Origin of the sequence: Phycicoccus sp. CSK15P-2, from assembly GCF_016888005.1 — a bacterium.
In the GTDB taxonomy this organism is placed as follows: Bacteria; Actinomycetota; Actinomycetes; order Actinomycetales; family Dermatophilaceae; genus Phycicoccus.
In genome coordinates, this window is record NZ_JAFDVE010000003.1 from 39,523 (window position 1) to 51,782 (window position 12,260).

Sequence of the window (12,260 nt, forward strand, 5' to 3'; positions counted from 1 at the left end):
TGTGGACTAGACAAGGGTTCGGAGGTCGTGTCTGGTGGACGAACCGGGGTCTCGGCGACAGCCCCTCGGTGACCGAGGACCGACGACGCGTCTTTCGGGCGGGTTACCGGTGCCCTCGGATGCTCGGGCCGGCACGGCCGCGGCCCCTAGCCTGGGGCGGTGGCGCGCATCCTTCTCGTCGAGGACGACGCGACCGTCCGCGAGACGGTGGCGGCGTACCTGACCCGTGCCGGCCACGAGGTCGAGGCCGTCGCGGACGGCGAGGCGGGGGTCGAGGCCTTCACCCGCACACCGGCCGACCTCGTCCTCCTCGACCTCATGCTCCCCGGTCTCGGCGGCTTCGAGGTCACCCGGCGGCTGCGGTCGATGCGCCGCGACCTGCCGCTCGTCATGGTCACCGCGCGTGGCCAGGAGCACGAGCGGGTCCAGGGCCTGCAGCACGGGGCCGACGACTACGTGACCAAGCCGTTCAGCCTGCGCGAGCTCGAGCTGCGTGTCCGCTCCGTGCTGCGCCGCACGAGCGCGGCGCCCCCCGAGGTGACGGGTGTCCTGCGCGACGGCGACGTCGAGATCGACCTCGGCGCACGGTCCGCGACCCGGGCCGGGCGGCCTCTGCAGCTCACCTCGCGCGAGCTCGACCTCCTCGCCTGGTTCGTCCAGCACCCGGGCGTCGTCTGGTCCCGCGACCAGCTGATCCGCGAGGTGTGGGGCTGGGAGGTCGGGGACGCCTCGACGGTCACCGTGCACGTCCGGCGCGTCCGCGAGAAGGTCGAGGCCGACCCCGGGTCCCCGGCCCGGCTCGTCACCGTCTTCGGCCGCGGCTACCGCTGGGACCAGGCGCCTCTAGACGGCGCCACCGCACCCGACAGTGCCTCCGCACCTGACAACCCCACCGGGGGTGCCGGTGGGGCCTGAGGTCAGCGCCGTCGTCATCTGCGTCCTCGTGACGGCGGGGGTCGGCGCGCTCGGCTCGCTCGCGCTCATGCGGGTCTCGCGTTCGCGGGCCGACGTCGCCGCGTTCGGCGCGCCGCTCGTCGTCGTCGCGGCGCTGGCCGCGGGGGTCGCCACGGCCAGCGGGGCCATGCTCATCGCCGAGGACGACCAGCACACCATCCTCGTGGTGCTCCTCGCCGGGATGCCGGTCGCGGTCGCCGTCGGCTTCCTGCTGGCCCGCCGGGTCCGCCGGCTGGAGCAGGACTCCGCGCGGGTCCACGCCGCCCGCGAGCGCGACCGCGAGGTCGAGGAGTCCCGGCGCGAGACGATCCGCTGGCTGTCGCACGACCTGCGCACGCCCCTCGCGGGCATCCGGGCGCTCGCCGAGTCGCTCGAGGACGGCGCGGTCGAGCGGCCGGTGGAGGCCTACGGGCGGATCGTCCACGAGGTCGACCGGATGGACGGCATGGTCGACGACATCGCCGAGCTGTCCCGGCTGCACGGCCCCGCGGCGGTGCGCCGCGAGCCGGTCGACCTCGACGACGTCGTCTCCGACGCGGTGACCGGGGTCGTGCCGCTCGCCGACGCCGCGGGGGTGGAGGTCGTCGCCGGCGACCTCGCCGGCGAGGTCGTCCTCGGCGAGGCGCGCGCGCTGACGCGGGCGGTGAGCAACGTCGTGCGCAACGCCGTGCAGCACACCCCCGCCGGGGGCACGGTCACCGTCCGGACCGCCGCCGGAGACGGCCAGGTCGTCGTCGAGGTCGCCGACGGCTGCGGTGGCCTGGCGGACGAGGCCGCCGCGCGGGTCTTCGACGCCGGCTGGCGCGGCGACACCTCGCGGCACGAGCGCGGCATGGGGCTCGGGCTGACCATCACCCGCGAGGTCGCGCGGGCCCACGGTGGGGACGCCACGGTCGCCAACCGGCCGGAGGGGGGCGGGTGCGTCGTCGCCGTCCGCGTCCCGACATCGCCCGCCGGCTGACCCCTGGCGGGGTTCTTACCCGCATCTGACGGCTGACCCCTCCGGCTGGCCCACCCCGCCGTGGTCGCGGTCCACTGGACAGGACGCACCCGACCCCAGGAGAGCACCATGCGCATCCGCCCCGCCGTCCTCGCCGCGACCGCCGTCGCGGGCCTGACCCTCGCCGCCTGCGGGACCGAGACCCCGGACGCGGACGCCGGTGCCGGCTCCGGCGCGACGACCTCGAGCAGCGCGTCGTCCACGGCCGGCTCCACGAGCGGCACCGACGCCTCCGGCGACGCGGCCGCCGCCGGCTCCTACGTGTCCCTCGCCGACTACGACGCGGACCCCTCGGCCTACGAGGACACCAAGGTCGTCCTCTTCTTCCACGCCGACTGGTGCCCGTCGTGCCGCGCGACCGAGGCGGCGATCGCCGAGAAGGGCGTCCCGGCCGGGCTGACGGTCGTCGAGGTCGACTACGACAGCGAGACCGACCTGCGCAAGCAGTACGGCATCACCCAGCAGCACACCTTCGTGCAGGTCGACGGCAGCGGCGCCGAGCTCGGGAAGTGGAGCGGCAGCGCGGACGGCGCGGCCATCCTCGCCGAGACCGTCTGACGTGCTCGTCGCGCTCGCCGGGGCGCTGCTCGCCGGGGCCCTGACCACCCTCGCGCCCTGCGCCCTCTCGCTGCTGCCGGTCATCGTCGGCGGCTCGCTGGCCGGGACGCCCGGACGCGCCGCCACCCGTCGTGCGCTGCTCGTCGCCGGCTCGCTCGGTGCGTCGGTGTTCGTCTTCACGCTCGCGCTCAAGGCGACGACGGCGCTCATCGGCATCCCGCCGTCGGTCTGGCAGTGGGTGAGCGGGGGCCTGCTCGTCGTCCTCGGTCTCACCCAGGCCGTGCCCGAGCTGTGGGACCGGGTGTCGGTCGCCACCGGGCTCTCCAGCGGCAGCGCCCGTGGTCTGTCCGCGGCGCACCGGCGGGGCGGGACGCTCGGCGCGGTCCTCACCGGCGCCGCGCTCGGCCCGGTGTTCACCTCGTGCAGCCCGCTGTACGGCTACGTCGTCGTCACGGTGCTGCCGGCCGAGCCGGCACGCGGACTGGCCCTCCTCACCTCGTACGTCGTCGGGCTCGTCGCGGTGCTCCTCGCCGTCGCGGTCGGTGGGCAGCGCGCGGTGGGACGGATGCGCTGGGCCGCCGACCCGCACTCGCCCTTCCGTCGGGCGCTCGGCGTCCTCTTCGTCGTCGTCGGGGTCCTCGTCGCGACCGGTCTCATGCTGGAGCTCGAGGCGTGGGTCCTCGAGCACTCGCCGGTCGCCCCGTGGGAGGTCGGGTCCGAGATCGGTCGCTGACCGCTCGGGCGGAACATCGCGGCCGAAGGGAGTAGCCGTACTCATCCCCGGCGAACCCCTGCCTGCCTAGCCTCGGGAGCACCCGGACGGAGCACCTCCGGGCTCTCGCACACAGGGGTGACCCATGGACCACGACCGACAGCGACGGGCCGGCATCGTCGGCGCCGGCCATCACCTGCCCGCGCAGGTGCTCACGACCGAGGAGCTCGAGTCCCGCCTGAGCGGGGTGCGGGTGCCCGCGGGGATGCTCGGCTCGATCACCGGCATCCGGGAGCGCCGGGTCGTCGGCGAGGGGGAGTACGCCTCGACCCTCGCCGTCGCCGCCGCCCGGCAGGCACTCGCGCGGGCCGGGCGCGACGCCGCCGAGGTCGACCTCCTCCTCTTCGCGTCCGCCTCCCGGGACTTCGTCGAGCCGGCGACGGCGCACGTCGTCGCGCACGAGCTCGGGACGCGCGCCCACTGCCTCGACGTCTCGAACGCGTGCAACAGCTTCGTGAACGGCGTCGACCTCGCGCGGACGATGGTCGAGGCCGGACGCGCCCGAACCGCTCTCGTCGTCACCGGCGAGACGCCGAGCCTGTCGGCCCGGTGGGAGGTCGAGAACCTGCCGCAGGTGGTCGAGCACTTCGCCGGCTACACCTTCGGGGACGCGGGCGCCGCGGTCGTCGTCGAGCCCGTGGATCGCGGTGGGCTGGGGCACACCGAGACCGTCACCCGCAGCGAGCACTGGGAGGTCGGCGGCATCTTCGGCGGCGGCGCCCGCCACCCCCGCGACCTCGACAAGCTGTACTTCAGCGGCGCCGGCCACGAGCTGCGCACCGCGTTCGAGAAGCTCGGCCCGGCCGTCATCGAGTCGACGATGGCCCGCGCGGGCCTCGGCTGGGACGACCTGTCGAGGGTCCTCGTCCACCAGGTGACCCGGCCCTACCTCGACCGCTTCGTCGAGGTCACCGGCGCCCCGGAGCGGCTGCTCGACGTCACGGTCGAGGACCACGGGAACATCGCGTCCGCCACGCTCGGGCTCCAGCTGAGCCGGGCCTGGGACACCCTCGCCCCCGGCGACCGCGTCCTCATGGTCGGTCTCGGCGGGGGCATCTCCGTCATGACGATGCTCTGGGAGCGCTCGTGACGATGCCCGTCCGCACCCTGTGGGTCGTCGTCCCCGCCTTCGACGAGGAGGCCCGGCTGCCGGACACCCTGGCGGCGCTCGCGGCCCAGACCGACCGCGACCTGCACCTCGTCGTCGTCGACAACGGCTCGCGCGACCGCACGGGCGAGGTCGCGCGGGCGTTCGCCGCGACCGCGCCCTTCCCCGTCACGGTGCTCGACGAGCCCGAGAAGGGGGTCGGCTGTGCGGTCGACACCGGGGTCCGACACGCGATGGGTCACGGAGCGCGGCACGTCGCCCGGACCGACGCCGACTGCCTGCCGCGCCCGGACTGGGCCGCCCGGGCCCGCGCCGCCCTCGACGACGGCGCCGAGCTCGTCTGCGGCGGCATCGTCGCCCGGCAGGACGAGAACGGACGGCTGCGCCGGCTCGCCTTCGCGGGGATGGTCCGGCTGGCGGCCACGTTCGGCCGCTGGCGTCCGGCCAACCGCGGCCGCGAGTACCGCACGCCGTACACGATGCACGCGGGCAACAACATGGCGATGACGACCGACCTCTACCAGCGGTGCGGAGGGATGCCACGCCGTCCGTCGCCCACCGACCGCACCTTCCTCAACCGGGTCCGCCGGGTCACCGACCGCGTCGTGCAGTGCCCGGGGATGGTGTCGGAGAACTCCACCCGGCGGATCACCGCCTACGGCGTCGTCGGCACCGCCCGCTGGTACCTCGACCGCGGCCCCGGCGCCCTGACCCCGGACCCACGATGACGACCCGCGCCGCCGACACCCTCGACGGGCTGCACGACGAGCTCCGGCTCGACCCGCACGGACCCGCGTTCGTCCGGGCCTCGCGGGGTCGGGTGCGTCCGGTCCTCACCCGCGGCGAGCTCGCCGACCGTGCGCTCGGCGTCGCCGCCGACCTGCACCGGCGGGGCATCGGGCCGGGCGACACCGTGGCACTCGCCGTCCGGCCCGGGCCCGCAGCGCTGGCGGTCGTCCTCGCCGCACTGCGGCTGCGGGTCCGGATCGCCCTCGTCGACCCGACCGCCGGCCCCGAGCTCGTGACCGCCCGGCTCGCGTCGGTCTCCCCGCGGCTCCTCGTCGCCGACGCCGCCGCCCAGGCGGCCGCCGGATGGGCCGCACCGCTGGCCCGCCGGGCAGGCCTGCGGCTGCCCCGGCTCGACGCGATCGCCCCGGTCGCGACCCTGGGCCGGCGGGTGCCCGGCTGCGCGCCCGCGGTGTCGAGCACCCTCCCGACCTGCCGTTCCGTCGTCCCCGACCACCGTGGCGCGGATGCCGACGCGCTCGTCGTCTTCACCTCCGGCACGACCGCGCGGCCCCGGGCCGTCGTGCACACGACGGCCTCGGTCGGTGCCGGTCTCGCCACGGTGCGCGGTCTCGTGGACCCCTCGCCGGGCTCGCCGGTGCTCGGATCGACGTTCTTCGTCATGGGCCCGGCGCTCGCGGCCGGCGCACCGGTGGCCCTGCCGGCCCGGCGTCCGGGGGTGCTCGCGGGGCAGCTCCGGGCGCTGCGGCCCCAGGCCACGTACCTGACGCCACCCCAGGCCCGGGCCCTCCTCGACACCGGTGCTGCGGTGTCGGGGGCGTTCTTCGCGGGCTCCGCACCGGTCACGGCCCGGCTACTCGAGCGGCTGCGGGCCGCGGGGGCGGACCGTGCCCACGGCGTCTACGCGATGACCGAGGCGTTCCCGGTGGCGGCGGTCGAGGCGGCCGAGAAGTCCGCGTTCGAGGGGCCGGGCGACCTCCTCGGCACGCCGCTCGGACGGATGCGGGTGCGGTCCGACGTTTCCGGGAGGCTGTACGTCTCCGGTCCGGGGGCGTGCCACCGCTACCTCGGCGACGACCCCCTGGACGAGGTCGACACCGGCGACCTCGGACGGGTCGACGAGGCGGGGCGGGTCGTCCTCCACGGCCGCGCCAAGGACATGGTGCTGCGTGGTGCCGAGAACATCTACCCGGGCCTGTACGAGCCGGCGCTGCACGTGCCCGGGGTCGCGCTGGCCGTGCTCGTCGGCGTCCCGCGGGAGGACCTCGACGAGGCCCTCGTCCTCCTCGTCGAGCCCGAGCCCGGATGGTCCGAGGCCGCCGTGCGGGTCGCACTGCGCGCGGTCGTCGCCGGGTTGGGACCCGCCCGGCCCGACCATGTGCTCGTCGCCCCGGTCCCGCTCGCCGGACGCTCCCGCAAGCCCGACCGCCCCGCCGCGTCCGCCCTCGCCGCACGGATGATCGGCGAGACACCGTGACGGCGGCTGCACCGCGGTCGGCCCCCACCGCACGACCGACGCCGCCGGGCGCCGGGCACCGCCGGGCCCGGCGCCGCGACCGACGGGTGTACCTGGCGTCCCATCCGGTGCTGTTCGCGCTGCTCGCCCTCGCGCGGCACCGGCCCGTCGTGCGGCTCGGGCGGCGGGTCGTCGTCAACGACCCGGACGCCCTGCGCACCGTCCTCACCGCCGTCCCGCTCGACCGCACCTCGCCGCTGACCACCGGGGGCGTGGTGCACAGCCACGGCGGTCGCGGGCTGTTCGACGAGGAGGGCCCGGCGCACCGGACCGCGCGCCGCGAGCTCGGCGCGCGCCTGGACTCACGGGGTGTGGCGGCGCTGCGGCCGACGTGGCTCCCGGTGCTCGACGACGCGGCCGCCGCGCTGCGCCGTGGCGACACCGTGGACGTCGCCGCGCTCGCCGACACGGTGTCCGGACGGGCGACGGCCGTGCTGCTCGGCCGGCCCGACCTCGACGCCGCTGCCTGCCGGGCGCTCGCCTCGGCCGCCCGCGACCTCGCCGCCGTGACGGTCGCCGCGGAGCTGCCCGGGGTCCGGAGGGCGCGGCGAGGTGCCGCAGAGGGGCACCTCGCCGAGGTCTTCGGCCTGCTCGGCGGCCCGCCCGACCCGCTCGCCGCCACGCTCGCCGTCGCCGCGGTCACGACGACCCGGGTGGGGATGCCGCGCGCCGTCGCGTGGTGCGCCGACGCCGGTCTGTGGGACGCCGCCGCCGACCCGTCCCGGCGTGACGCGCTCGTCGGCGAGCTGCTGCGGGTCACGACCCCCACGCCCGTCCTGCCGCGGGTCCCCGCCGAGGACGCGGTCGTCTCGGGTTGCCCGGTGGCCCGGGGCCGTCAGCTCGTCCTCGTCGCCCGGCACGCCGTCGGAGCCCACCACCGGGACCCGGACCCCGACGCCCCGGCCCCGGCTGCGCTGGCCCAGCTGGTGTTCGGCGCCGGGCCGCACGCCTGCCCGGGCGCCGCGCTCGCCCGCGCGCAGCTCGCGGACGTCCTCGCGGTCCTCGCGCCGCTGCGTCCGGTCGTCGTGTCCGCCCGGGCCGACCGCCGCGCCGCGCTGCCGTCCTGGCGCGAGCTGCGTGTCCGGGCGGGTGAGGTGCCGCGATGAGGGTCGGCGTCACCGGTGCCGGCGGGTTCTGCGGGGGAGCCGCCGCGCGGGCGCTCGACGCGGCCGGGCACGAGGTCGTCACGCTCGGACGGTCCGGGCGGGTCCGTCCCGGCTGGGAGCACCGCACGTGGGACGCCGAGCTGCCGGACGTCCCCGACCTCGGGGGGCTCGACGCCGTCGTCCACCTCGCCGCGGCGGTCGGGGACCCGGTCACCCGCGCGGACGCGCGGCGCTGCGCCGTGGTGAACGTGGACGCTGCCCACCGGATGCTCGAGGCCGCCCGGGGCCTGCGGGTGGTGTGGGTCAGCTCGGCGAGCGTCTACGACCCGCGGCTCGACCGCTCGTGCGTCCCGGAGGAGCATCCGACCGCGGGCGGCCACGACAACGCCTACGGCCGGACCAAGGCCCTCGGCGACGCCGCCGCACGGGCGGCGGGCGCGGTCGTCCTGCGGCCCAGGGCGGTCTACGGGCCGGGGGACCCGCACCTGCTGCCGCGGCTGCGGCGCGCGGTCCGTGGTGGCACGCTCACCGTCCCCGGCGACGACGTGCCGCTCAGCCTGACCCACGTCGACACCCTCGCCGAGGCGTGCGTTCACGGCCTCACCGCGGCTCCGGGGGCGTACAACGTCGCCGACCCGGCCCCCCACCGCCGGGACGCGGTGCTCACCGACGTGCTCACGGCGGACCTCCGGCGTCCCGTGAGGCTCCGGCGCGTCCCCGTGCCGCTCGCCGGTGCGGCCGCCGCCCTGGCGACCGCGACGGCGCGGCTGCGGGGGGTGGAGCCCCTCCTCACCCGGTACGCCGTCGACCAGCTGGCCCGGCCGTGTGTCCTCGACACAGGGCGGTTGCGCGCCTCCGGCTACGACCCCCCGGAGCGGATGGCGCCGTTCCTCGCGGCACTCGCGGTCACCGCGTCCGTGCCCGCCTGACCGTCCGGCAGACTCCGGGGCATGGACGACGTCCTCGTCGAGCGCGTGCTGCGCGCCGTGGAGCAGGTGCCCCGCGGCCGGGTCGTCTCCTACGGCGACGTGGCGGCGCTCGTCGGCATCGGCCCCCGCCAGGTCGGCTCGATCATGAAGGCCTACGGCGGGAACGTCACCTGGTGGCGGGTGACCAACGCCTCGGGGGACCTCCCGGCGCCGCTGCGTGAGCGGGCGCGGCGGGCATGGGCCGAGGAGGGCATCCTCATGAAGCCCAACGGGCTCGGCTGCCGGATCGCCGAGTACCGTGCCGACCTCGCCGGGATGGCCGTCGCGTACGAGCGAGCCGTCGCCGACCTTCCCTGACCGGTGGCTGAGCGGTTCCCAGGCTCGGGTGTGAGACTGGGGTATGCGCCCGCGTACCGCGTCCGCCGCCCGTCCCCGCCCGCTCGCGTCCGTCGCCGCGCTGGCCCTCCTCGGGGTGGCGTCCTGCTCCTCCTCCGGGGGTGACGACCTCGGCGAGGTGCCGCCCCGGTCCTCCGGCACGGCCACGCCGACCGGCGAGGAGTCCCCGAGCCCGGCCCCGCGCAGCACCGTCGTGCCGGACCTCGTCGTCGAGGAGGTCGCGGACGGCCTCGAGCACGGCTGGGACATCGGCTTCCTCCCGGACGGCCGGGTCCTCGTCACCGAGCGCCCGGCCCGGATCTCGCTGCTCTCCGGCATGCGGAAGGGCGCCGAGGTCACCCGCGTGGACGCAGACCTCGACGACGTCTGGGTCCAGGGCGAGGGCGGGCTCATGGGGATGGTCGTCCATCCGGACTTCGCGGCGAGCCGGGAGTTCACGACCTGCCAGACGCACCTCGACGACGGTGAGCCCGACGACATCCGGCTCGTCACCTGGCGGCTGTCCGAGGACGGCGGGTCGGCGGAGCGGGTCGACACCCTGCTCGCCGGGCTGCCGTTGTCGACCGGCCGGCACTCGGGCTGTCGGCTCGAGATCGCGGACGACGGTGCGCTGCTCGTCGGCACCGGCGACACGGCCGTGGGGAGCATCCCGCAGGACCTCGACAGCCTCGGCGGCAAGACCCTGCGGCTCGACCTCGAGACCGGCGAGCCGCTGCCGGATAACCCGTGGGCGGGTGAGTCCGGGCCCCGGCGGTACGTCTGGAGCTACGGGCACCGCAACATCCAGGGCGTCGCGGTGCAGCCCGGCACGGGAGAGGTGTACACGGCGGAGCACGGTCCGGACAAGAACGACGAGGTCAACCTCATCGAGCGGGGGGCCAACTACGGCTGGGACCCCTCGCAGGGCGGCACCGTCGGGGGGTACGACGAGAGCGTCCCGATGACCGACCGCGAGCGCTTCCCCGACGCGGTGCCCGCCGTGTGGCAGTCGGGCAACTCCACCCAGGCGGTGTGCTCGGCCGAGTTCCTCGAGGGGGAGGAGTGGGGTGCCCTCGACGGCGCGCTCGTCGTGACCGCGCTCAAGGGGGCCAAGCTGCTCGTCCTCACGCTCGACGACGACGGGCAGTTCGCCGACGTCTCCATCCCCGAGGCGACGAACGGGCCGTACGGTCGGCTGCGCGCGGCACGGCTCGGCCCGGACGGCGCCCTCTACGTCACGACGACGAACGGCGACGACGACGAGCTGCTGCGCGTGGCTCCCCGCTCCTAGCCCGACCGGGTGGGGAGGCCGGGCCCCTGTCCCGGTCCCGGCCCGGGCGGGGGGGGGGGGGGGGCCGGGGGGGCGGCCGGGGGGGGGGGGGGCGCCCCCCCCCCCCCCCCCCCCGCGGCCTGTGGATGACGCCGGCGGCCAGGTCGCCGCACGTCGCACAGTGGGGCGATGCCCAGGGACCTGCCCGACGAGCTGGCGAGTACGCCGTTCACGGTCGCGCATGCCCGTGAGCTCGGGCTCCGGCAGTGCGACCTGCGCGCGCTGGGGCTGCACCGCCCGACCCACGCGGTGCGCGCCGCGCAGGCGCCGTCCACGGTCCTCGAGCGGGCCCGGGCCTGGGCCGCTGCGCTGCCGGCTGACGCCGCCTTCTCCCACGTCACGGCCGCCCAGCTGCTCGGTCTGCCACTCCCCGGCGACCTCGAGGGCAGCGTCGTCCTCGACGTCATGCGGCCGTCGGACAGCGTGGCGTCCCGGCGCCGGGGGTGCCGGGGACATCGGGGCCTGGAGTCCCGCGAGGTCGTGACCCGGCACGGCCTGCGGGTCGTCGCGGGCCCGGACACCTGGTGCGACCTCGCCGGCCTCAAGGAGCACGCCCTCTCGGTCCACGACCTCGTCGTCGTCGGCGGCGCGGTGCTCGGGTCGTCCGGTGACGAGGCCGGCGCCCTCGCGGCGGCGCTCGCGGGTCGCTGCCGGCCACGGGGTGCGGTCCGGCTCGCCGAGGCTCTCGCCCTGCTCCGCCCGGGTGTCCGCTCGCCGATGGAGACCCGGGCACGGCTCATGTTCGTCGACGCGGGCTTCCCGGAGCCCGAGGTCAACGGTGCGGTCGGGGACCGTCACGGAGGCCGGCTGCTCGAGGGCGACCTGGTGTGGCGGGACCAGCGGGTCGTCGGCGAGTACCAGGGGGAGGCGCACGCCGACCGGAGGCGGCGCAGCGCCGACGCGCATCGCGCCGGGATCGCCCGCGACGAGGGGTGGACGGTGCTCGAGCTCTGGGCCGAGGACGTGCTGCGCGGGCCGCGACGGAGGACGACGCTCACCCGGTTCGCCGTCGCGCTCGGGCTCGACGTCCGGACCCTTCGGATCTCCTGACCGCCGCCGGTGTGCAGGGTGCGCGACATGCCGGCGCACGAGTGGATGCACGGGAGCTGCGGATGCCCTGGTCCTCTACCCGCGGGTCGAGAGTGCGCGACATGCGGACGGACGGGCTCGTCGTTCGGCATGTCGCGCACCCTCGTCCGGTTCGGACCACGACGAACCGGTGGGACCAGGACGTACGCCGACCTCTCGATGTCAGGTGGCGTCGACGACGGTCGTCGTCACCGACGTGACGGACGGCCGGCGCGGCGTCGAGGAGAAGCCGAAGCGGCACGGCGGGTCCACGGGAGCCAGTGCCCCGAGGCCCACGCCGTCGAACGTGCCGCTCATCTCCGTGACGGCCCGGACGTCGGTGGCGCCGTAGTACTCACGCCGCCCCGCCCGGGCGACGCCGCGGGTCCGGACGCCGCGCAGGACGACCCTCGCCACGGGGTCGGCAGCCGCGGCGAACACGGTGCTCTCCGCGACCCGGGACGGCACGACCCGCAGCAGCCGCCCGAGTGCGGTCCGTCCGCCGACGGCCAGGTCGAGTGTCAGCGACGGCGACCGCACGGCCCACCGTGTGGCGTCCCCCTGCGTCCCCACCGGCTCGACCCGTACCTCGTCGAAGGTGTACGTCGTCGCGACGAGCTCGGCCACCTCGGGCGTGGGGGCGACGAGCACGCGGTGCCCCTCGGCGGTCTCGACCATCGCGTCGGTGAACTCCCCGTACGGCGACTCCATCCACCGGCCGACGACCACCCGTGTCCCGGAGGCCGACCCGACGCCGGCGATCCGCCCGCGGAACCTGCGACGTCGGGTCATCGGCC

General features: G+C 76.5%; 13 protein-coding genes. 12 read left to right on the forward strand and 1 reads right to left on the reverse strand.

Annotated elements, in window-relative coordinates; all coding sequences use genetic code 11:
* Nucleotides 1–159: 159 nt before the first annotated feature.
* From JQN72_RS01900 to JQN72_RS01955, 12 genes are all read left to right on the forward strand, one after another.
* Nucleotides 160–915, forward strand: coding sequence for a response regulator transcription factor (locus JQN72_RS01900; protein ID WP_204133472.1), 756 nt, complete (start codon nucleotides 160–162; stop codon nucleotides 913–915).
* Complete coding sequence (locus JQN72_RS01905; protein ID WP_204133473.1) at nucleotides 905–1,915, forward strand: sensor histidine kinase KdpD; 1,011 nt, start codon at nucleotides 905–907, stop codon at nucleotides 1,913–1,915. Before JQN72_RS01900 ends, JQN72_RS01905 begins: the two co-directional genes overlap by 11 nt.
* A gap of 108 nt (nucleotides 1,916–2,023) precedes the next feature.
* Entirely contained in the window at nucleotides 2,024–2,512 is a 489-nt protein-coding gene (locus tag JQN72_RS01910; RefSeq protein WP_204133474.1) for a thioredoxin family protein, read from the forward strand.
* A 1-nt stretch (nucleotide 2,513) separates the two neighbouring features.
* Nucleotides 2,514–3,245 carry a cytochrome c biogenesis protein CcdA gene (locus tag JQN72_RS01915; protein ID WP_204133475.1) on the forward strand — a complete coding sequence of 244 codons (732 nt, stop codon included), beginning with the start codon at nucleotides 2,514–2,516 and terminating at the stop codon, nucleotides 3,243–3,245.
* A 124-nt stretch (nucleotides 3,246–3,369) separates the two neighbouring features.
* Nucleotides 3,370–4,374 carry a 3-oxoacyl-ACP synthase III family protein gene (locus tag JQN72_RS01920; RefSeq protein WP_204133476.1) on the forward strand — a complete coding sequence of 335 codons (1,005 nt, stop codon included), beginning with the start codon at nucleotides 3,370–3,372 and terminating at the stop codon, nucleotides 4,372–4,374.
* 2 nt (nucleotides 4,375–4,376) lie between these two features.
* Nucleotides 4,377–5,120 carry a glycosyltransferase family A protein gene (locus JQN72_RS01925; protein ID WP_204133646.1) on the forward strand — a complete coding sequence of 248 codons (744 nt, stop codon included), beginning with the start codon at nucleotides 4,377–4,379 and terminating at the stop codon, nucleotides 5,118–5,120.
* Nucleotides 5,117–6,616 carry a class I adenylate-forming enzyme family protein gene (locus JQN72_RS01930; RefSeq protein ID WP_204133477.1) on the forward strand — a complete coding sequence of 500 codons (1,500 nt, stop codon included), beginning with the start codon at nucleotides 5,117–5,119 and terminating at the stop codon, nucleotides 6,614–6,616. Before JQN72_RS01925 ends, JQN72_RS01930 begins: the two co-directional genes overlap by 4 nt.
* An 86-nt stretch (nucleotides 6,617–6,702) precedes the next feature.
* Nucleotides 6,703–7,761, forward strand: coding sequence for a hypothetical protein (locus JQN72_RS01935; RefSeq protein WP_204133478.1), 1,059 nt, complete (start codon nucleotides 6,703–6,705; stop codon nucleotides 7,759–7,761).
* Nucleotides 7,758–8,690 carry an SDR family oxidoreductase gene (locus JQN72_RS01940; protein ID WP_204133479.1) on the forward strand — a complete coding sequence of 311 codons (933 nt, stop codon included), beginning with the start codon at nucleotides 7,758–7,760 and terminating at the stop codon, nucleotides 8,688–8,690. Before JQN72_RS01935 ends, JQN72_RS01940 begins: the two co-directional genes overlap by 4 nt.
* A 21-nt stretch (nucleotides 8,691–8,711) precedes the next feature.
* Nucleotides 8,712–9,047, forward strand: a complete 336-nt coding sequence (locus JQN72_RS01945; protein WP_204133480.1) for an MGMT family protein — start codon at nucleotides 8,712–8,714, stop codon at nucleotides 9,045–9,047.
* A gap of 43 nt (nucleotides 9,048–9,090) precedes the next feature.
* Nucleotides 9,091–10,356, forward strand: a complete 1,266-nt coding sequence (locus tag JQN72_RS01950) for a sorbosone dehydrogenase family protein (protein WP_204133481.1) — start codon at nucleotides 9,091–9,093, stop codon at nucleotides 10,354–10,356.
* A gap of 168 nt (nucleotides 10,357–10,524) precedes the next feature.
* Nucleotides 10,525–11,445: a hypothetical protein gene (locus JQN72_RS01955; protein ID WP_204133482.1), complete on the forward strand. Its 921-nt coding sequence runs from the start codon at nucleotides 10,525–10,527 to the stop codon at nucleotides 11,443–11,445.
* A gap of 201 nt (nucleotides 11,446–11,646) precedes the next feature.
* Here JQN72_RS01955 and JQN72_RS01960 read toward each other — a convergent pair whose 3' ends face one another.
* Nucleotides 11,647–12,255 (reverse strand): hypothetical protein, encoded by a 609-nt coding sequence (locus tag JQN72_RS01960; protein ID WP_204133483.1) that lies wholly within the window; start codon nucleotides 12,253–12,255, stop codon nucleotides 11,647–11,649.
* Nucleotides 12,256–12,260: the final 5 nt, after the last annotated feature.

Bases quoted from the DNA above. Each gene is read 5' to 3' on its own strand.
- JQN72_RS01910 (WP_204133474.1), top strand. From the start codon at position 2,024: ATGCGCATCCGCCCCGCCGTCCTCGCCGCGACCGCCGTCGCGGGCCTG.
- JQN72_RS01920 (WP_204133476.1), top strand. From the start codon at position 3,370: ATGGACCACGACCGACAGCGACGGGCCGGCATCGTCGGCGCCGGCCAT.
- JQN72_RS01925 (WP_204133646.1), top strand. From the start codon at position 4,377: ATGCCCGTCCGCACCCTGTGGGTCGTCGTCCCCGCCTTCGACGAGGAG.
- JQN72_RS01930 (WP_204133477.1), top strand. From the start codon at position 5,117: ATGACGACCCGCGCCGCCGACACCCTCGACGGGCTGCACGACGAGCTC.
- JQN72_RS01940 (WP_204133479.1), top strand. From the start codon at position 7,758: ATGAGGGTCGGCGTCACCGGTGCCGGCGGGTTCTGCGGGGGAGCCGCC.
- JQN72_RS01945 (WP_204133480.1), top strand. From the start codon at position 8,712: ATGGACGACGTCCTCGTCGAGCGCGTGCTGCGCGCCGTGGAGCAGGTG.
- JQN72_RS01950 (WP_204133481.1), top strand. From the start codon at position 9,091: ATGCGCCCGCGTACCGCGTCCGCCGCCCGTCCCCGCCCGCTCGCGTCC.
- JQN72_RS01955 (WP_204133482.1), top strand. From the start codon at position 10,525: ATGCCCAGGGACCTGCCCGACGAGCTGGCGAGTACGCCGTTCACGGTC.
- JQN72_RS01960 (WP_204133483.1), bottom strand. From the start codon at position 12,255: ATGACCCGACGTCGCAGGTTCCGCGGGCGGATCGCCGGCGTCGGGTCG.